Origin of the sequence: Burkholderia sp. PAMC 26561 (assembly GCF_001557535.2) — a bacterium.
Taxonomy (GTDB): Bacteria; Pseudomonadota; Gammaproteobacteria; order Burkholderiales; family Burkholderiaceae; genus Caballeronia.
In genome coordinates this window covers 152,888-173,053 of sequence record NZ_CP014307.1, presented here as the reverse complement: position 1 = coordinate 173,053, position 20,166 = coordinate 152,888, and the positions used below count along the sequence as shown (strand labels likewise).

Here is a 20,166-nt window from a genome sequence, read left to right as displayed (position 1 = left end):
CGGGAGTACCAACAACGGCCATGCGTACTTCCGGGCCGATGCGAACGGCGACCATGGCCTTTGCAACCTGCTCTCCAAGCCGCACGCCCGCATCAAGTCTTTGTTCGACGATGTCCGTGAGTCGCCTTAAATCGCCCATCCATCCTTATTGCGACAAAACCGTCGTGGCGCCTGATGCCCGTTGAACAGGCCACTCAGCTGCGGCCTAACGGACCATCACAATGGCTCAAGCACGCAAATCAAGTAGTCGCAAACCCACGTTGCGAATGATCAGGTCTCCAGAGTTCGTCTATCAGTTGCGGGTTGAACTACTGGGCCTCAGACCAGCGCTTTGGCGGCAGATTCTCGTTCGCGGATCCGTTGAGCTTTCCAGGCTTTACGTCTTCTTGCTTATGACCATCGGGTGGGACGGTGGCGACGTGCATGAGTACCTCATTGGAGACAAAAACTACGGAGAGGTCGATCCGTCCATCCGACCCGATGTCCCCGATGATCCGCCTTTGTTAGACGTAGCCACGGCAACCCTCGCGGTGGCACTTGATGACCGGAAATCGTTGCAATACGACGCTTCGGATGGACCAATTCCACTTCGCAGCGCGACCAGCGCGACAAGGTTGTTCCGATGCCACCGCGCATGCACGTTGCCAGGCGGGATCTGCGCGACATTGCAGAGGGGAAAGCCTCACGAGCCAGTCGAGAAGGGGTGGTACGTGAGCTGTTGTCCTCGTTGCCCCGGCGAATAGCGTAGGACATCAAGCCACTGTGACCGGTAGTTCCGTACCGTCTCAATAATGTCGGATCTTGCCGCGTCCTCGCGTCGCCTTTTAGCTGGAGACGGGAAGCGATTGTTCATTAATGTAGACTTCGTTCGCGACAGGAGCAGTGCTTCCCCGCTCAAAGATCACGCCGCGCGGTTCGGGACATTCGACGACGCGCTCATAGGCGAGTTCCCTCGCTTCGTCAGCGTTGATGCCGAACGCCTGAAGCAGGGCGTACATGGACTGCTGCGCATAGTTGACCGGGGCTTCGCCTGAAAGAAGCGTTTCGATACCGTACATGATCGAGCCCAGCGCGATGTCGCGTGCCACGGCTACATCGGCCACCCGGAATCTCCCGAGGTCGATCGCTGCCGTGAGGTCCCTCGTCAGGTACTCATCGAGCAGGCGACCGCGCGACCCACGTCTTGTGCCGATCCTGGTAATGAACGCGCCCCATAGCGGATAGCGCACAGCCACCTGCATGTAGAGCCGCGAACCCATCACCACGCGCCGCGCCGGATCTTGCACTTCCCTTACCACCGGGTCGATGACGCCCAGTACTTCATCGCTGCTTTCTCCGACCACTGCGGACAGCAATTCGGCAGTGGTACGAAAGTAGTTATAGAACGTGCCGCGTGCAACGCCCGCCGCGGCGATGAAGTCATCGATGAGCGGCGCGTCGGGCCCTTTCTCAGCAAATACGCCTAAGGCGCTTTCGATGAGGCGGTTGCGAGTCTTCTCCCGGCGCAATGCCCCGACGCGTGTTTGATAGTTTTCGACGGTCGGTAATTTCGGCACGACATTTCCCCTTATTTCGTATGAGATTTTAAACAATTTGGCATGCGGGTATCTCCTATACGTATTCTAGTTGACCATTTTGTCAAATCAACTAGAATTAGAAGTGACAAATATGTCAATACGAAATAAATGTGTTCGCCGGCCCGTCACCCGGGCATCAACAGGAGGCAGTAATGCGATTTGTGAGTTTTGAACGGGACGGCAAGGCAACCCTGGGCGTGCGTGAGGGTGCGCAGGTGCGGATTCTGGGTGACGAAACTCTGGAATCATTGCTCGCGCGCGGCGTCCACTTGAACGATTACGCTCAAGAGAGGACCAGTGGAGAAAAGATCGCGGCGCAGGGCTTGAAGTTCCTGCCGCCGTTGCGCCGTCCGCCAAAGATCATCTGCGTCGGTTTGAACTTTGCCGACCACACGTCGGAGAGCAATTATGCGCAGCCGGACTACCCGACGCTATTTTTCCGCGTGCACACGAGTCTGATCGCGCATGAGGAGCCAATGATCCGTCCGCGCGTCACGGACTCGGAAGGGCTCGACTTCGAAGGCGAAATTGCCGTTGTACTGGGCAAGGGCGGTCGTCATATCACCAAGGAAAGCGCGCTGGCGCACGTCGCCGGTTATGCGCTGTTCAATGACAGCTCGGTCCGTGAATATCAGTTCAAGACGCCGCAGTGGACGGTGGGCAAGAACTTTGACGGCACCGGCGCCTTTGGCCCCGATCTGGTAACGGCCGACGAATTGCCTGCGGGCGCCAAGGGCCTCCTACTTGAGACGCGGCTAAACGGCGAAGTTGTGCAGTCTGCCAATACGGATTCAATGGTTTTTGACGTCGCCACCCTCATCAGCGTCATCAGCGAAGCGATCACGCTGGAAGCGGGTGATGTCATCGTGTCTGGGACGCCTTCGGGTATCGGCTGGGCGCGCAACCCCAAGGTCTTCATGAAAGCTGGCGACGTGTGCGAAGTCAGTGTTGAAAAAATCGGAACGCTGAGAAACGTGATCGCCGACGAGACCGCTGGTTAAGCGACCCAACAAGCATCCCAGCAGGCGACGCGGCGGGCCGCGCCGCGAACCCAAGCCGGCCGCCGAGTCGGCGCAACAGAACACACCAATGGAGACAGTCATGGCTGATGCGGTAGCCGTTCCCGACGGCGCAAGTGTGCATTCGATCGACCACTTCGCGCTCAACGTTCCCTCGATAGCGGACGCAGACCGATTTTTTCGCGCCTTCGGATTCGACGTTTCTTCGGGTGCCGGAGAAGCACGACAGTTAGAGCTTCGGGCGGTTGATGGCCACCGTTGGGCTCGCATCCTGCCGTCGGACAGAAAGTCACTCGCCTATCTGAGCTTCAGTTGCTTCGAAAGAGATTTCGAGGCCATCCTGAGTCAGGTGAAGGCGGCCGGCGCCGTTGTCGTTGAGCGCGACCCCGCGCCCGACGGTGAAGCTTTCTGGTTCCATGACCCGGACGGAAACCTGATTCAGGTCAAGACTGGTCCCAAGACAAGCCCTTCGAGCAAGACCCCCTGTGTCGTTGCGGGAAGCGCCGCGGATGAGCGCGGCTCGCACACCCGATCGTCCAGCGCGCTCGTGCGGCCCAGACGCCTTTCGCATGTGCTCCTGTTCACGCCCGATGTGCTGGGTGCGCTCGACTTTTATCGCCGGGCGCTCGGATTGCGACTGTCGGATAAATCGCGCGACATTATCGCGTTCACGCACGCGCCGCACGGGAGCGACCATCATCTGGTCGCCTTTGCAAAAAGTACGGCGCGCGGATGGCATCACTCAGCCTGGGACGTTGATAACGTCAACCTGGTGGGCGAAGGTGCTTCGCAGATGGCTGCGGCAGGTTACGGCAAAGGGTGGGGCACCGGCCGGCACGTGCTGGGCTCGAACTACTTCCACTATGTTCAGGACCCGTGGGGCTCGTTCTGCGAGTATTCGGCCGATATCGACTTTGTCTCGGCGGGGCGTGAATGGCCGGCGGGCGACTTTCCTCCGGAGGATTCCCTTTATCTTTGGGGTCCAGCTGTTCCGGACAATTTCATCCACAACACTGAAGCGCCGGCGGATGTGGCCGGTGTCGTTCCCGAAGGTTAAAGCAGGTCTTTCCAACGGATCTTTATGATGGCAGCCGGGTCGTCTGGCGCCAGGGGTACGACTCATCCTTTTTTTAGCAAGTGGACTCAAATGGCTGACCAAAACATTCTCGATGTCGTCATCGTCGGATACGGACCCGTCGGACAGACCTTGTCCATCCTGCTGGGCGAACGCGGCTACAAGGTTGCCGCTTTCGACCGGTGGCCGGCGTTATATCCGCTGCCTCGCGCCGTGTTCCACGACCACGAAATCCGGCGAATCTTTAACGCTATGGGTATCGGAGCGCAGGTCGCACGCATTTCGCAACCCTCGTCCACTTACCAGTGGTTTAACGCTGACTGGAAGACGCTGGTCGAGATCGATTGGTCGGCCGAATCCATTAGTGACGGTCCGGTTGGCTATCTGTTCAATCAGCCTTCGCTTGAGGCGCTTCTGGACGAAAAGGCCAAATCATTGGCCGGCGTCTCCGTCCAGCAGGGCTGGGAAGCGATCAGCTTACGCCAGCTGCCCGAGCACTGCGAAGTAACGATGCGCAAAGGAAAGATGGACGGCAACGTGTGGGTGCCGACCGGTGAGACGCAGACCGTGCGCGCCCGCTATGTGGTTGGTGCCGATGGTGCCAACAGCTTTGTGCGCAAGTCCGAGAACATTGCTTTCGAAGACCTGGGTTTTCAGGAAGACTGGCTTGTCATTGACCTTAAGCCTAACGAAGGCGTCAAGCTTGACGTGCCGGATATCGGCCAGTGGTGCAATCCGGCGCGTCCGACCACGATGGTGCCGGGCGGCCCCGGTTACCGACGGTGGGAATTCATGCGCCTGCCGCGCGAGTCGGTTGAGGACCTGCAGAAACCAGAGAAAGTATGGGAACTGCTCTCTTCGTGGGTCACTCCACAGGAAGCAACGCTGGTGCGCTTCGCCGTCTACAAGTTCCGTTCGCTGATTGCCGAGAACTGGCACAGCGGCCGCATCGTGCTCGCAGGCGACGCCGCGCATCAGATGCCGCCCTTCATGGGGCAGGGCATGTGCTCGGGTATTCGGGACGCGTGGAACCTCGCGTGGCGGTTTGATCTGATACTTAAGGGTATCTCATCGCCGGAGCTTCTCGAAAGCTACACACCGGAGCGTCGCCCGCAGGTGCGCGCCGTCATCGACGCTTCCATCGCAATGGGCCGGGTCGTCTGCATTTCCGATCCCGACGAGGCGAAGCTGCGCGACGATGCCTATCTGTCGGGTCAGGTGTCGCCCTTGCCGCCATTCCCCGGCTTGACCGATGGTCTCATCTGCGGTGAGGAACGCTATTCAACTTGCGGTGCAGCGGGGCAACTAAGCGTGCATGGACAGGTCGCCAACGACGGGCAACAGATGCGCTACGACGACGCACTGCCCAATGGTTTTCACATCATTGCGCTCGATGCGGACCCTGAACAGCATCTGGACGCCGTCTCGCAGGCAGCGCTCGCCCGGATCGGCGCGCAGACCGTTGGCATCACCGCAGACGCGGACAAGACCGTGCCGGGGCGCGTGCTATTCGACGTGAGCGGCAAATACCGGCAATTCTTCGATGAACATGGCGTGAAGGCGATCCTCGTGCGCCCGGATTATTACGTGTTTGGTGCGGTGAAGACGCTCTCGGCTTTGTCGGGGTTGGTGGCAAACCTTTCGACTCGGCTTTCCCTCTTTAATCTCCCTTCCGGTGAAAAGCCGATGACGAAAGTCATTGCTGCATGAAGCAGTACGCAACGGAGCGACGCCGTCGCTCCGTTGCTCTTTGTAGGAGGGAGACGAGATTCTTTGCGTCATTGGGATTTAAGTTAAAGACATCCATAATATAAAGGAGTCCAAAATGAGAGAGACGTAGACATGCTTGATCGTGCCGTTTGCCATCGCTTCTGAGGCGCACGCGCAAAGTCCAAATACTGGTTGTTCGAAGTCACGTACCTCGCAGTAAAGACCGGCAAACCGGTTTCGCCGGCTTCGCCGGAGCAATGGGAGCCGGGTTATTTCGATCGCGCGGATCGTATGGACTACAGCACCACCGAGGCCATCAACGCGGGCGAGTTCATGTACCGTGCGCCGCATCTGGACATTGGCTGGGTCCGTCATGAACGGGCGTTCCGACGGGTTGGTATCGGGCGGTCAGCTACATTCCCGATGTGTTCGCGGGCGAGTCGATCATCGATGAAGGCCAATGCCATTTATCATCTGACCGGAGAACGCAAGCAGTCCACGCCGTTCGACATGGCAATAAAGCGCGCTGGCCCAAAAACTCGATGATCGTTGACCCGGTTGGAGGCAGTGCGTGGTGCGGTAACGTGCCAATTCATTGCGGACGATGAGGCAGCTCCGAAGGAGAGCGTTGCACACGTGTGTTGTTTGCGACAATTCTGCTCGAAAATAAATCGCGTTGGCGCACCAAGATCGTAAGTGCGCGGGTTTTAGGCAAATGCGATGGCCATAACGCGCACAACGCCAGACACCCCAGCTGACATAATTGTCCCAACTCCATCGCCGTGAATCAAGGACGCCTAGCATATTTGACATAATATAAATTATCCACTTTTTGCATCGCAGGACGCTTAACATTTCAATCCAAGAACCGTCCCCAGTGGACTTTCCGCTGTGGGCGTTCAGCGCTCCATATCAACGTTCGCCCGCGGCCGCGACCCCGCGAAGGATCAGATCAACGCCGGCAATAAAGTCGGCACGGTCGTCGTGAGAAGGCAACTGGCTGGCAACGCTACGTGCGAACGGGTATTCGACCGGATCGAGTTGAGACCAGACGGTCGAAACCGTCTCCAGGAAACTGGCTCTGTCGAGGTTATGCGTTCGAGCGAATTGCGTATTGTCCGCGTTCTGCCCAGCGACACCGATTATGTAGTTCAGTAACGCGGACACCGTTGCCCACTGTTCCTCGTCCGGTACGCCAAGAGCGCAAACCTGCTGGCCGATGCGCTCGAGAATGCGCACTATGGGCAACTGCCCCGGAGCACGCGTAAGCGTCGAGCCTACCCAAGGGTGCGTATCAATCGCGTCATACAGGCCGAGCGCAAGGGATCGAATGATCGCCTCCGGTGTTCCGCTGGCCGTGGGCGCGTTCATCGTGCGAGCGACGATGGAGTCGCAGGCGGCGGTCAGCAACTCGCTCTTGCTGTCGATGTGCCAATAAATCGCGCCGGGACCCGTGACGAGCCGCTCTGACAGGGCGCGAAATGTGAGCCCACTTTCTCCACTGCTGTCCAGTAGTTCGATCGACACCTCGATGACACGCTCCCGTGAGAGCGACTCTTTACGTCGTTTAACGCTCGGTACTTTTTTGGGCATACCCCATTTTGGCAGATATGGAATAACGTTCCAAGTTGACACCGATGGAATGGCGTTCCAAAATGAATGGAATACCGTTCCATAGCGGTCGCAATAGCCGGGACACGGTCATGCGGCTGCGAAACTGACAATCAAGGCTCAATGAACACGTCGATCAGGAATACTTCAATCGCTATCATCGGTGCGGGGCTGGGCGGGCTGACACTCGCCCGAGTCCTCCATGTTCACGGCATTGCTGCGACGATCTATGAAGCGGAAACCTCGGCGAACGCGCGCTCGCAGGGGGGCATGCTCGATATTCACGAACACAACGGGCAAGTCGCGCTCAAAACAGCGGGCCTCTTTGATCAGTTCCTGAAGGTCATTCACGCTGGCGGCCAGGCAACGCGCTTACTCGACAAGGACGGCAACCTGCTGCTTGACGAACCCGACGACGGTACGGGCGGTCGACCCGAGGTACCTAGAGGGGAACTACGCCGTATCCTGCTTGACTCGATCCCTTCCGACACGATCCGGTGGGGACACAAGCTCGTAGCAGCGTCTGCGCTTGGTGGCGGCCGGCACATGTTGACCTTCGCTGACGCCTCCGCCGTGACGGCCGACCTCCTCGTGGGGGCCGACGGAGCCTGGTCGAGAGTTCGTCCCCTTCTCTCCTTGGCGGAACCGGCGTATGTCGGCACGTCATTCTTCGAGACACATCTTTACGACGGCGACACTCGACACGCGGCAAGCGCCCAAGCGGTTGGCGACGGAGCGCTATTTGCGCTCGCGCCGGGCAGGGGCATACTGGCGCATCGCGAGCCCAATGGCGTGCTTCATACGTACGCGCAGTTGAACAAGCCCGCGGACTGGATTGACAGCATCGACTTCTCCGACCCGGCAGCGGCCAGAGCTTGCGTTGCCAGGGAGTTCGACGGGTGGGCTCCGGAACTCGTAGCGCTCATCACCGACGGTGAGACAAACCTTATGCCCCGCCCCATTCACGCGCTTCCAGTCGAGCACAGATGGGACCGCATACCGGGGGTGACACTGCTCGGCGACGCCGCGCACCTGATGATCCCGTCCGGTGAGGGGGCCAACCTTGCAATGTTCGACGGCGCTGAGCTCGGCAAGGTTATCGCCGCCCACCCCGATGACCTTGAGGCCGCGCTCATCTTGTATGAGCAGGACCTCTTCCCCCGCAGCGCGTCCGAGGCCGCGGAGGCGGAAGACGTACTCAGGGTGTGTCTCGGTCCCGACGCGCCTCAGAGCCTTCTCGATTTTTTTACCTGGAACCAGCCGGCGAAATAGTCCACCTGCATTCCAGCATGACCTCGTTGTTCATAGCACGGGGACGACCGGCATCGTTTTTGTGCCGTTCGAGCTGAACCTCACCTCGGCGCGCGCAACGTCACCTCGCTATCAACAAGTGCACTCGCCGTTGCCCGCATGCGGGACGTAATGCGCATATTTCTGTCGAACCACGATAGCGTTACGTACACGCCATAAGACGCCAATCCTGATCGATCAATTCTTGGTCTTGATCGGTAAACCGCATTGATCCGGTTAGGTATGCCAAATAAACACCACTTGTCCATCGGTCAGTCTGCATGGCGTTGTCACTGACAAGGACGCGCATGCACTGATTCATCCAGCAATTGCGCGTTGTACGCTGCCAGAAAAAACATCAGGCTGTACAATATTTCCTAATGAACTTTCTGTTTTTCAGGTTTATGGCGCTTTTCCCAGCTCACCGACCAAGCAATTCATATATGCATTTTCTCGACGGTGACGCGCCTATTCAACAAGACCTAACGAAAGCAGCCGGCCTACTGAATTCAACGTCGAACGCTGTACGGGCGATGGCGCAGATGCTCGGAATTTGATTGAACCACGGTCGCGAATCAACATGCAGGCGGTTTTGCCGGAAGGTCGTCTTACGGGATCGTCTTGCGCGCGTGATGCGGCTATACACGGGTAACGCAGCCCATCCCGCCTGCTAATTCAAGGAGAAATTCAGATGAAAGCTGCATGGTATGAGCGCAATGGCGCGGCGCGTGAGGTGCTTACGGTCGGCGAGCTCGACAATCCCGCTCCCCAAGAAGGCGAAGTCTGCGTGCAGGTCAAGGCGTCCGGCGTCAATCCGTCCGATGTCAAAGGGCGTTCCAGCCGTCCCCCCATGGCGGCGCGCATCACACCGCACAGCGACGGCGCGGGCGTCATCACAAGCGTGGGAAGGGGCGTCCCGGAGAGCCGTATCGGCGAGCGGGTCTGGCTCTGGAATGGTCAATGGAAGCGTGCTGGGGGCACGGCTGCAGAGTACATCGCGCTGCCAGCGGAACAAGCGGTGGACCTGCCCGACAATACCTCGTTCGATGAGGGCGCGTGCCTTGGCATTCCTGCACTCACCGCGCTTCGCGCACTCACGATCGACGGCACCGTGCTTGGCAAGACTGTGCTCGTCACAGGGGGCGCAGGCGCCGTGGGCGCATATGCGATTCAGTTTGCGCGCCTCCTGGGCGCGGCTCGGGTCGTCACCACCGTGAGTTCGGATGCAAAGGCACAGATCGCGAAGGGCCTCGGCGCCGACGATGTCATCAACTACCGCAACGAGGACGTGGTTGCGCGTGTGAAGGCGCTGACGAACGGACGCGGCGTGGACAGAATCGTGGAGGTCGATGCCGCCGCGAACGCCGCACTGTACCCCGCGGCCCTGGCGCGTGACGGCATGGGCGCGATCTATGGGTCGGGCAAGCCGCAGGTGCAGTTCGACTTCCTGCCAATGATTCAAAGTGGCGCCGCAATACGTTTTTTTATCGTCTACGAGCTCTCGCCCGCAGCGCGCGCCGAGACTGTGAGTGCGCTGAATGGTTATCTGAAAACCGGCGCGCTCAATCACAACGTGGCAGAGCGTTTCTCCCTCGAGCACATTGTCGAGGCGCACGAGGCTGTCGAAAGCGGTCGACTGACGGGCAACGCCGTCGTCACGTTGTGAGCATGCCTTTTCCGCTCTTCAGCGTTCCCTTGCAATATGCCGCGCCGCGTTTGTTCTTTGCCCGGTAACCCGCGAGCACCAGACTATTGCAGGGGTGGCATGCGGTACTCGGATCGGGTCGGCTGAACCATATTCGGCCGTTCGCCATTTTTTCCGCGCGGATCCGGCGGCGGTCGGACTTCGCGGCAGGATCGCGCGAAGGTTCGGAATGGCCAACCTTGCGTCCACCGCGGAAATTGTTTGACGGAAATTCAATGCCACATCTCGGCCGATCGCAACCGGCGAATCTGATCAAGAGAGCTGCCGATGGTTGGCGCGCGCGCCGTTCCGATTCATTGCGCATAGCCTTGCAGTCACTTGTCGCGAGCCTTCTGAGCTACGCTGTCCTCGCGGCCATTGATCCTTCGAATGCCACATGGGCTATCTTCTCCAGCCTTTTTACCCTGCAGAAGAATTTCGACCGAAGCATGCGATATGGCCTTGGGCAAATGGCGGGTGCGGTATTCGGCACCGCTGTCGGTCTGGCAGCAATACACGTTTTTCCCGGCAGCGAGCAGTCGATGTTGCGACTCGGGCTGACCACGCTTGTGACCTGCAGTGTGACCGCGATCTGGCCCGCGACAAGCTATGGCGTCGTGGCGGCCGCTGTGATCGCGCTTGCCCCGTCTGCCGGCATTTCTGATGCGATCAGTCGTGCTGGGGCGATCATCCTCGGTTCCGGCATCGGGATCGCGGTGTCGATGTCGGTATGGCCGCAGCTCGCCCGCCAACGCGTGTTCAATTTCATTGCAGCGGCACTCGACGATTGCAGTGAATTGCTCAACCATATTTCCATATTCGATCAACCACACGACCGTGCCGCGCTCGACGCTCTACACGAGCGATTCCTTGGACATCTTGAACTGGCTCGATCCGTTTCAATCGACACGCGCATACGCGCGCACTTTCAATCAGGCCTGACGCTGTCGTCTGCTCTCTCGGCAACTGAACGCCTTTGGCACGGCCTTGTTCTTCTGGATCGAATCGGTTCCGCCCATGGCAGCCATTTCACGACGGGAGATCGAGAAGTGATGATGGACGTCGGCAACAACGTCAAAACGTGTGGGGCGCTTTATCTTTCGAGGCTGGCTGCCTATGTAAGAGGAGGTCATGCGGCACCGGATCCTGACGCATGCAGCCGAGCGCTCAATGAAGCGCACGAAACATTGCGGGAAGAACTTGACGGCTCGGCCGCACGCGATAGCTACGACCGGTATCGTTCCTTGCATTCAGTCATCTTCGGATTCGAGCAAGTCGGTGAAAATCTGATCGACCTGCATCAACTGTTGCTTCGCAACACCTCAGCGAATTGCACTGGTAATGGATCGTAACCGTCACGACCCTTGTGGTAACGCGGAACACGACGCGTGGAACTACACTACCTGTCGTTCACCATCCGCTCTCTGATATCCGCAGACGCACAATCGCCTTTCACTGTGGCTCTCATTGCAAGCCTTTAGTCCTTTAATCGCGCAAAACACACCCTTCCCTTCGGACTGTAGAGAAAGCTGATGATGCATCCATCAAACAGTGCTTCGCACATCACCGATGACAAGGAGCAGACATCCGCAGACCCCCGCAGTCAGGAAACTGTCATGCGAGAGAAAGGACCGGCGGGTGGAATTTTTCTGCATGCCGGCTGGAGAAGCGCGGGAACGTGGGTATGGTCTCGCTTTCGGGCCTTGCAGACCGTGACGGCGTTCTATGAACCGCTTCACCCCATACTGGCCGACCTGCGAGCCGCTGACATACCCGCTTTAGAGCCGACCTGGACTTCGGGTCATCCGAAACTTACAGCGCCTTATTTCACCGAATATAGGCCGTTCATTCGAGACGACTTACATGGTGTGGCGGGCTATCGAAAAAGTTTTAGTGCGGATCGATTCGGACCCGTGGCGGATGCTGCCTTCTCAACATTGCAAGCGTACCTGAAGAGCCTCCACGACCAGACAAGGAAGCAGGGAAAGATACCTGTCTTCAAATTTTGTCGATCCCTTGGCCGGTTGCCATGGTTAAAGGACGCGTTTCCTGAGGTGATGCACGCAGTCGTCCTGCGAAATCCCGCATCGCAGTTTGCCTCTGGATGGTTGCTTCATCAGCAATGGAGCAATCCCTTCTTTGTTGCTGCTCCGTTTCGGATATTGGGCCTTAATCAAAACGAGCCTATCGTCAAAGAGGTCATTGAAGTGTGCGGCGTTCGCTTGCCGCCCGCTCCCGTCACCTCGATCGATGAATATGCTGCGGCCTGCGAGCAGTTCGTGCGTACGGTCGACGGCGACAACGCATATCGAGCGTTTTTAGCGGTGTGGATGCTGTCTGCAATGCGCTCGGCCGACGAAGCCGATTTGCTGGTCGATGTTGACCGGCTGGGACAGTCTCCCGAATACGCCTTGGCATTACGGGCACAAGTTCGAGGCCAGGTCGCAATAACGCCGGACTTCAGCGCTGCAAGAGATCTCGTTGCACAGATGAAGGGTAATGCTTCGCTCATGAAGGGAATCGACGGACGCTCGATCAAATCCATTCACGCCTCAGCATTGGGTTTCATGGTATCGAAAAGAGGTGCATCGGGACCTGGGACGGACGGTGCTGAGCTCATTAAGGAAAAGCTGGTGCTCGCTCGAGAACTGTCAGAACAGTGGCGCTACTACTGACGCAGGGTCATTCATAGTGGCATAAGCAATGAGGAGATCAGATGGACTTGCCAACCGACAATTCATCTCACGTTCACCGTCATGCGTTTTCAGTCGGCGTCGACGACCGCTCCGACTTGCTTGGGCAGAAACCTGGCATAGTCTGGTTCACCGGCTTGCCAGCGGCTGGAAAGTCCACCCTCGCCGACGCCCTCGAAGTTACGCTCCATGACGCCGGCAAACACAGTTTCCTACTGGATGCCGACACCGTGCGTACCGGGCTATGCCGGGATCTTGGATTCTCCGATGAGCATCGACATGAAAACATCAGGCGGTTGAGCGAAGTCGCTCGGCTGATGGCTGACGCCGGGCTGCTGGTGTTGGTCTGCGCCATTTCACCCTTCTCGGCAGATCGGCAAATCGCACGGCTCACTGCCGGGTCTCATCGGTTCGTGGAAGTGCACGTACATGTTCCCGTTGCAATCGCTGAAAGCCGCGATCCTAAAGGACTGTATAAGCTCGCAAGACAGGGAGTGCTCAAGAATCTCACGGGTATCGATTCCCTCTACGAGGAACCGATCGCTCCCGACGTTCGCATCGACACCACTCAATGCTCGATAGCTGATGCAATAACCTTGATTACTCAGCGGTTGATCCATGAGTAAGCCGCTTTATACCAGGCTCCTCGAGAAAGACGCCCGGGGTTGAACCAGTTCTTTAGTGCGTCGATGCAACCTTGCGCCGCATCTGCCCGACGGCTAGCCACAACGCCGAAACGAGAAAATAGATCGCACCGACACCCGCATAGCCGGCGATTTTGATAATCGCGGGAGGTGCTGTTGAATGGGCCTGCGCGATAAAAAACACGCCCGCCAGCGCCGACTGGCCTCCGCTCAAGATCATTGCCCATTGCGCACCAAACCGCTTCCAGCGGCGCACGGCAGTAGCGAGCTGAAGCAATCCGGATAGAACGGCCCAGGCTCCGAATACGTCAAGAATCAGGCGTGTGTCGACGCTCAATACCATCATCACCGCAATTGCTATTACCAGGCTTGCAAAGACGTTGAAAGCCTGAGTGAGGTTTTCGCGCGCCCCACCGCTACGCGACATGTCGATGTAATTAGCCAGCGCGTCCCACAGGGGATAGACAATGAGCAATGCCGCACCGATCGCTGCGGCATGCTGACCGACGGCGAACGCGAGCGCGACCCACACCGCGGAAAACGCTGCACGTGTGAGGTAGTAGTGTTTGAGCCACCGCTCATCCTGAAGGCCGGTGGTATCTGAAAGACGAGTAGCCATTGAAATTCCCTTTGAAATTTGATCGGCCGCGTCGCCGTGGCGACACGCCAGGCGCTCGCTGTGACGGGCTGTCGGCAGGACCGCACAGCGTTATCGCGACAAGTAGGCCTGCATGGGTGGAGATCATGGCATTCGGTTTGTCTTGTCGGTATCGGTCAAATGACCGATGCGCTCCAAAGGTGGGGTGTTTGTGTTGATCGAAGACCGCCAAGGCAGGACCGAGCGGATTCGTGGTGACGGGCGCCTTGGTTGGCGTTTCAAATGCGCAACTGAGGGGGCAACCAAGGCAGAGGCGCTTTTTGCGGGGATGGTCGACCGGGACGCCCTGTTACCTTCGCAACGTCGATTCGATGATCACACGAGGGAAAATCCACCGTGCGCAGCCGGGTAACGACCGCTTCTCTTCAAGCGTTGAACACCACGCTGAAAGCTGTTCCTACTTGCAACCGTCTCACGTTGATCTGCCAGCCGTGAGCACCGGCAATCTCCTTGCAGATTGCAAGGCCGAGACCCGCGCCATCGTGTTGGACATCAGGGGCGCGCCAGAAACGCTGAAACAAGAATGGCAGATGTTCCGGGTCAATGCCATGACCCTCATCGCTCACCCGGATAGAACTGCCGTCCACCGATACCGTCACCCTGCCGCCCGCAGGCGTGACGTTGATCGCGTTTTCCACGAGATTTTTGAGCAGGATAAACAACGCGCTTCGATCAGCCTTGATGACCGAGGCAATGACGGGCGAGTCTAGCTCAAGCGATACATTCTCCGTGCTGGCCTTGAGGGCGAAGTAGCCCGCGACATCGTCGGCTACGTCGGCCCAGTTGACATCGCTGAACACGAAGTTTTGCGACTCGCTGACTTCGGCGAGGTGCAGCAACTGACGCACTTGCCTCGCCATCAGGTCGATCTCGCGATAGATCAGTTCCTTCTTTTCGATCCCGGGCTGCAACTCGATTTGTCCGCGGATCAGCGTCAAAGGCGTCTGCAACTCGTGAGCTGCCGACGCCAGAAAAGCCTGCTGGACAATGAAACCGTTCTCAAGCCTCGACAACGCGTCGTTGAACGCCGTGATCAATGGTTTGATTTCGCTTGGCATGCCTTTGTCGGAAAGACGCATCGTGAGACTGGACGGCGTGATCGACGCCGCGGCGCGAGATGCCGCCCTCAGCGGCCGAAGCAGCCGGTGCACGGTGAATGTCAGCGTCAGACCAAAAATGATCGTGGCAAGCGCGATGGTCCATCCCACTATGCCGGGAATCGGCTTGACCTTCATGCTCAGCACGGCCTTGTTGAACGCGACGCTCGTTGCAACCTGGACCACGAACCGCGCGTTGCCGCGCTGCGTTTCTCGCGTCACCAGGTCGAACGGCCGCCCGTTTATGGACACCTCGCGATCTTCACGGCTCTCCTCTGCAGGATTGCCCTTCTCCCACTGTTCGCCGCCGGCTGCCTTGCCCGACGCCAGAAGCAAATGACCGCGGTCATCGAGCACGCGGTACATCAGGTCGTTCGTCGCGACGTTGAACAGCCACGCGCTCTGCTCATCGAGCGCGACCGCCACTGGCTGTCCGTGGCTGTCGAAACGCAGTCCGTCAACGATGCGCTGCGCGGCGCGAATGTCGGCGTGACGCTGCAACATCCGCGGAGGCGAATGACTGAACGTGTACATGGTGATCGCAGCGATCACGCCGAGGCAGATCACCAGCGCCGTCACGCTGGTGAGCCATAGTCGCGCCGAAAGGCTGCGGACCCAGTACCTAAACATGTTGGGCGCCGTTCGATTCTGCATTCCCGCAAGGGTGAAACGCATAACCCTGACCCTGAACCGTGAGTATCTGCTCGCATGCGCCCGCGGCCAGCCTGATCCGCGAGCGCAGCCTGTGAACCCAAATACGAACGCTCGAGTCAAGTACGCGCGAATCCATCATCTGTGCTATGGCACTGACCGAAATCACCCGGCCGGGCGAGGAGACAAGCAGTTTCAGAAGCGAATATTCGGTTTCCGAGAGTGCAACGGGCCGCTCTTGAAAGCTCAGGCTGCGCGCCAGGAAGTCGAGCTTGAAACCATCGAACCGATAAGGCATTCCGCACGCCGGCTCCCGAATCGGCCGATGCCCGACACGGCGCAGAACATTGCGGGCCCTGACCAGTACTTCATCGACATTGAACGGTTTCGACACGACATCGTCCGCACCGCATTCAAGCGCGACGATGCGCTCCGTGGCGTCGTCCCCTTCACCCAGCATGATGACGGGCAAGTCGTCGTCGCTATTGCGCAAGCGCTTGATCTCGGCCAGTCCGCCGCTCATGCACAGACCGCTTGCGACGAGCGCCAACGCGGGCCTCTCCAGTGTCAGCCGATGTGCGATCCCCGCTGCATCATAGAGGACTGATACGTCGAAGCCCGCCGCGTGAAAACGGTTGCGCAACACGTCGCGGCAGCCGGGGTCGGCATCGACTACAAGAATCAGGCGCTTCATCAAACCTCCTTGAAAAACCTCCGCCTCAGGCCGGCGCCTGCAACACGAAACCCGCGCCGCGAACGTTGGCAAGACGCGTCCTTGCGTTGATCGAGGAAAGCTTCTTGCGCAGTCTATGCACCGTGACTTCCAGCGCGTTTGGCGTGACCGCTTCCGCAAGTCCCCAAGCAGCGTGCTCCAGGGCCGCATGCCGCACGGTCTGGCCGGCTACTTTCATCAAGGTCAGCATGATCTGGAGTTCGGCGGGCGCGAGCACGATCGACTGCTCGCCGCATCGCAATGCGCGCTGCTGCGGATCGACGGAAATATCGGCAAAGGCCTGGATGAGCGCAGTGAGCTCCTGCGGCCTGCGCATCAGCGTGCGAACCCGCGCGACCAGTTCGCTCATCGCAAACGGCTTGGTCACGTAATCGTCCGCGCCGCTTTCCAGCCCGTCGATACGATCGTGCAACGCGTCGCGGGCCGTGAGCATCAGGCAAGGTGTCATCTGTCCAGCGGCGCGGAGGTTTCTCAGGAAAGCGAGGCCATCGCCATCCGGCAATCCGCGATCGACAACCAGCACCGCATAATCGCCCCGGCTCATGCCATACGCGGCCTCTGATAGCGTGCAGAAGGTATCGGTCTCCACGCCGGCGCCCAGCAACGCCTGCCGGATCATTGCCGACAACCGGACATGATCTTCTATGAGTGCGACTCGTGACATATCACCCGATCAATTGAACTGGTACAGATAGCCGAATCTGGCTTCGGGAATGAAGCGCTTGCCCACGATAGGGCTATCCGTGATGCCGCTTCCAAGATGCTTCGCGCCGACGTCGAGCGTGACAGACTGCTGGCGCGTGAACCGATAATCGAAGCGCGCGCCAGCCGACATGTCATATGTCGATGTGCCCGAGTAAGCTGGACGTCCGGCGCGGACTTCCGACGAGCGGACGCCGTAATAGTAGTCGACATACTTGCTGCTCAGCCATTCGGCCCCTACATGCGGTTCAACGGAGAAACTGCCGTAGTCAATGCGCTTGCCGAAATCGACGCTCGCCTTCTGCCCCTTGTTCCCGCCTTCGAGCACGTCGCCAGTCAGCGTTCCAAAACGGGTCTTCCACGCCAGTGCCGGCCCATACCAGAACGCGCTATTGCGTGTCTGCATGCCGTTGAGGCTGGATGCATCCGAGCCCTCGTACCCGTCCCCGAGCGCATATTGACCGCGAAGGGTAAAGCTCACGTTGTGCCACGTCCCGACCTTGAAATCGATAGTCGTTCCGATAGCATGAATCCATTTGTCGTCAAAAAAGAATAAAGGGATCGGGTCGAACTTCGAGCCGTAGTTCTTGTACGGCGCCTGCTGGTATCCGAAACCGGCTCCCAATCCCCAATGCGTGACGTTGGTCGCGTTGCTCAACACGGTGAAACCCGAGTCGTCCGCGTCAGGTGGCTGCGCGCCTGCCCCGTCGGCCCAGACCGGCGCTGATACGAGCATTGAAGCAAAGGCCAGCAGCAACGCATATTCGCCGCATACATTCTTTCTCACTGTCGATCCCTGGTTAAATGGCAAAAACGGGACCGACTTTAAAACGGTGTGACTTACTGTTTACTTACCTGCAACGCCGGTTGCTTATCGCCTGCCTATGGCCTTGTGGTCTTCAATGCAAGGCTCAGCGCCTCACGAACGGCCAGCAACAGCCGGCTATCTGCGTCATCCTTGCGGGTCACCACGGACAACTGCAAGGTTGGCGGCGACGCGCCGAAACGGATCGTTTTGACCGGGTACTGCTCGCAGACACGCGGATCCACCACCTGCAGCACGGACACGCCAAGCCCGGCGCTCACCATCGCGACAATCGCTGTCACGCTGTCCAGCTCGAGCGCGCTGCGCTTCTCAGCCATCACCTCACGAACGTAACGCGCGCCCATTGCTCCCGTCGTCGTCTGGCGATCGTAGCGAATCCAGTCGTAATGCCGGAGGTATTCGTACACGGTTGCGGCTTTGGCATCAGGCGGCGCGATCAGGACCAGTTCCCGCTTTAACAGCGGATACCAGATCAGTCCGGCCACTCTCCCCTTCTCGGGCTGCGCGGCCACTGCTGCGTCTAGCACACCTGCCTTGACGTCGGCCGTCAAACCCGCGCTTCGTCCCCGCTGCGGCCTCAGCAGGAGTCGCGGATGGGTATCCCGGAGCACGCGCATGGTCCCGGGCAGCAGCATGGGCTGGATCGATTCAATCAGGCCGAGCCGAATGGTTCCTTCCACGACGACGGTATTGCGACGCCTCAGCACGTCGATCTGTTGCAGGCCCTCGCGCATCGCGGCAATCACCTGATGCGCCATTACGGTCGGTTGTACGCGCAAGCCGGCACGCCTGAACAGTGGTTGGCCGAGATACTGTTCGAGATGTTTCATCTGCATGCTCACCGCGCTCGGCGTAAGGTTCATCGCGGCCGCGGCAGCGGCAAACGAACCCTCGGAGAGAACCGCTCCAAGCGTTTCGAACGCTTCCAGTTTCATCAAGATCTCTTATCTAAGGAGTGAAATAAAGTCACTTTTATTGACTATCCGCCGAGCCTATACTTTTTGCAAGATATGCAGCGGGAGTTCACTCCATCCCGCCGCTGACAATTCAGACAGCCGGAGACATGACAGCAATGAACAGCTTCAGACCCGTTCCGTGGCTCGCGACCGACGCGAAAGACGACACATCCTGGATGCAGCGTCTGAGCGCCGACGAAGTGGCCGGATTCGACGTCGCACTCGCGCATGCAAAAACGCTCGGCCGCGACCTTCTTGAGATGACCCCCGACGATTTCCCGCTGACCGCCGTGTCTCGGAACGCGTTGCAACGCGCGGTGGATACGACCCAGGGCCGCTGGGGCATGTGTTTGCTGAAAGGCTTTCCAGTGGACCGATGGAGTGAGGACGACACCCGTCTTGCTTACTGGGGCATGGGCCTGCACATCGGTGTGGCGCGCACGCAAAACCGCGCGAGCGACATCCTCAACGATGTACGCGATGTAGGTTCCTCGTACAAGACCACGAACGGCCGGGGTTACAACACGAACGCATCACTTGATTTCCACATGGACTCATGCGATGTAGTCGGCCTGCTATGCCGTCGAGCCGCGAGAACGGGCGGCGAGAGCAAGGTCGTCAGCTCGATCGCCGTGTTCGAGGATATGCAGCGCCAGCATCCAGAACTCGCAAATGCGTTGCGCGGACCTTATTATTTCAGCTATCAAGGCGCTCAGGACCCGGCCCAGCCGCCTTACTATTGCTGCCCGATCGTTGGCGACCAGCCGGAGCATTTCGCCATGCGCACGAACCGTAAGAATATCGTCGCAGCACAGCGCGATTTCGACGACGTTCCGCGTCTTTCAACCCTTCAGACCGCCGCACTGGATCTGCTCGATGAAACGATGACGGACCCGCGCTTCTGCTTTTCGATGTCGCTCGAGCGTGGCGACCTGCAACTGCTCAACAACTACGTCACGATCCATTCCCGAACCGGCTTTGAGGACTACGAGGAGCCGGACATGAAGCGTCATCTGCTGCGTCTGTGGCTGTCCATCCCGAACGCGCAGCCGCTGCCGGAAAACTGGCTCGAATATTTCGGCGACATACGCGCTGGCGCAGTGCGCGGCGGCTTGCGCGGAAGCGCTCGCTCGCAGGCATTCGAAGCGTATGAAAAACGTCAGGCGGCGCTCATGGGCATGAGCCTGCGCGAATGGACGCCGACATCATCGCCGGTCAGCGCGGCCTGATTTTCAACGCG

The 20,166-nt window shown here is 58.8% G+C and carries 18 protein-coding genes and 1 pseudogene; 11 read left to right on the top strand and 8 right to left on the bottom strand.

Annotation, left to right across the window (positions count from 1 at the left end; all coding sequences use genetic code 11):
* The first annotated feature begins 221 nt into the window (after positions 1 to 221).
* Positions 222 to 743 (top strand): IS1096 element passenger TnpR family protein, encoded by a 522-nt coding sequence (locus AXG89_RS44635; protein ID WP_082771486.1) that lies wholly within the window; start codon positions 222 to 224, stop codon positions 741 to 743.
* Between the two features lie 81 nt (positions 744 to 824).
* Here the strand turns inward: AXG89_RS44635 and AXG89_RS16415 are convergent, their stop codons facing one another.
* Positions 825 to 1,556 (bottom strand): TetR/AcrR family transcriptional regulator, encoded by a 732-nt coding sequence (locus AXG89_RS16415; RefSeq protein ID WP_082771485.1) that lies wholly within the window; start codon positions 1,554 to 1,556, stop codon positions 825 to 827.
* 173 nt (positions 1,557 to 1,729) lie between these two features.
* Between AXG89_RS16415 and AXG89_RS16410 the strand changes: the two genes are divergently transcribed.
* From AXG89_RS16410 to AXG89_RS16395, 4 genes and pseudogenes are all read left to right on the top strand, one after another.
* Positions 1,730 to 2,578: a fumarylacetoacetate hydrolase family protein gene (locus AXG89_RS16410; RefSeq protein WP_062170899.1), complete on the top strand. Its 849-nt coding sequence runs from the start codon at positions 1,730 to 1,732 to the stop codon at positions 2,576 to 2,578.
* 100 nt (positions 2,579 to 2,678) lie between these two features.
* On the top strand, positions 2,679 to 3,653 hold the full coding sequence (locus AXG89_RS16405; protein WP_062170898.1) for a VOC family protein: 975 nt from the start codon (positions 2,679 to 2,681) through the stop codon (positions 3,651 to 3,653).
* 90 nt (positions 3,654 to 3,743) lie between these two features.
* The gene (mhpA, locus tag AXG89_RS16400; protein WP_062170895.1) at positions 3,744 to 5,381 is read left to right on the top strand and encodes a bifunctional 3-(3-hydroxy-phenyl)propionate/3-hydroxycinnamic acid hydroxylase MhpA; all 1,638 of its coding nucleotides are present in this window, start codon (positions 3,744 to 3,746) and stop codon (positions 5,379 to 5,381) included.
* A gap of 165 nt (positions 5,382 to 5,546) precedes the next feature.
* A pseudogene (locus tag AXG89_RS16395) lies at positions 5,547 to 5,836 on the top strand (aldehyde oxidase); the annotation flags it as partial.
* Between the two features lie 457 nt (positions 5,837 to 6,293).
* Here the strand turns inward: AXG89_RS16395 and AXG89_RS16390 are convergent.
* Positions 6,294 to 6,974 carry a TetR/AcrR family transcriptional regulator gene (locus AXG89_RS16390; protein WP_062170891.1) on the bottom strand — a complete coding sequence of 227 codons (681 nt, stop codon included), beginning with the start codon at positions 6,972 to 6,974 and terminating at the stop codon, positions 6,294 to 6,296.
* 141 nt (positions 6,975 to 7,115) lie between these two features.
* Between AXG89_RS16390 and AXG89_RS16385 the strand changes: the two genes are divergently transcribed.
* From AXG89_RS16385 to cysC, 5 genes are all read left to right on the top strand, one after another.
* The gene (locus tag AXG89_RS16385; RefSeq protein ID WP_062172546.1) at positions 7,116 to 8,264 is read left to right on the top strand and encodes an FAD-dependent oxidoreductase; all 1,149 of its coding nucleotides are present in this window, start codon (positions 7,116 to 7,118) and stop codon (positions 8,262 to 8,264) included.
* Between the two features lie 709 nt (positions 8,265 to 8,973).
* Positions 8,974 to 9,948: an NADPH:quinone reductase gene (locus AXG89_RS16380; RefSeq protein ID WP_062170889.1), complete on the top strand. Its 975-nt coding sequence runs from the start codon at positions 8,974 to 8,976 to the stop codon at positions 9,946 to 9,948.
* A 254-nt stretch (positions 9,949 to 10,202) separates the two neighbouring features.
* Complete coding sequence (locus AXG89_RS16375; RefSeq protein ID WP_143325599.1) at positions 10,203 to 11,318, top strand: FUSC family protein; 1,116 nt, start codon at positions 10,203 to 10,205, stop codon at positions 11,316 to 11,318.
* A gap of 183 nt (positions 11,319 to 11,501) precedes the next feature.
* Positions 11,502 to 12,641 (top strand): hypothetical protein, encoded by a 1,140-nt coding sequence (locus tag AXG89_RS16370; protein ID WP_442861754.1) that lies wholly within the window; start codon positions 11,502 to 11,504, stop codon positions 12,639 to 12,641.
* A 41-nt stretch (positions 12,642 to 12,682) separates the two neighbouring features.
* Entirely contained in the window at positions 12,683 to 13,285 is a 603-nt protein-coding gene (cysC, locus tag AXG89_RS16365; protein ID WP_062170881.1) for an adenylyl-sulfate kinase, read from the top strand.
* Between the two features lie 52 nt (positions 13,286 to 13,337).
* On the opposite strand, the gene AXG89_RS16360 is transcribed toward cysC, so the two are convergent.
* The 6 genes from AXG89_RS16360 to AXG89_RS16335 form a co-directional block, all read right to left on the bottom strand.
* The gene (locus tag AXG89_RS16360; RefSeq protein WP_062170879.1) at positions 13,338 to 13,922 is read right to left on the bottom strand and encodes a DUF308 domain-containing protein; all 585 of its coding nucleotides are present in this window, start codon (positions 13,920 to 13,922) and stop codon (positions 13,338 to 13,340) included.
* Positions 13,923 to 14,326: 404 nt separating this feature from the next.
* Positions 14,327 to 15,688 (bottom strand): sensor histidine kinase, encoded by a 1,362-nt coding sequence (locus tag AXG89_RS16355; protein WP_062002965.1) that lies wholly within the window; start codon positions 15,686 to 15,688, stop codon positions 14,327 to 14,329.
* Positions 15,681 to 16,403, bottom strand: a complete 723-nt coding sequence (locus AXG89_RS16350; protein ID WP_062170877.1) for a response regulator — start codon at positions 16,401 to 16,403, stop codon at positions 15,681 to 15,683. Before AXG89_RS16350 ends, AXG89_RS16355 begins: the two co-directional genes overlap by 8 nt.
* A gap of 25 nt (positions 16,404 to 16,428) precedes the next feature.
* A complete protein-coding gene (locus tag AXG89_RS16345; protein ID WP_062170875.1) occupies positions 16,429 to 17,106 on the bottom strand; it encodes a response regulator transcription factor in 678 nt (225 codons plus the stop codon).
* Between the two features lie 9 nt (positions 17,107 to 17,115).
* Positions 17,116 to 17,931, bottom strand: coding sequence for a MipA/OmpV family protein (locus tag AXG89_RS16340; protein WP_236873449.1), 816 nt, complete (start codon positions 17,929 to 17,931; stop codon positions 17,116 to 17,118).
* Positions 17,932 to 18,026: 95 nt separating this feature from the next.
* Positions 18,027 to 18,905 (bottom strand): LysR family transcriptional regulator, encoded by an 879-nt coding sequence (locus tag AXG89_RS16335; protein ID WP_062170873.1) that lies wholly within the window; start codon positions 18,903 to 18,905, stop codon positions 18,027 to 18,029.
* A 137-nt stretch (positions 18,906 to 19,042) separates the two neighbouring features.
* Here AXG89_RS16335 and AXG89_RS16330 point away from each other — a divergent pair, with 137 nt between their 5' ends.
* A complete protein-coding gene (locus tag AXG89_RS16330) occupies positions 19,043 to 20,155 on the top strand; it encodes a TauD/TfdA family dioxygenase (RefSeq protein ID WP_062170871.1) in 1,113 nt (370 codons plus the stop codon).
* Positions 20,156 to 20,166: the final 11 nt, after the last annotated feature.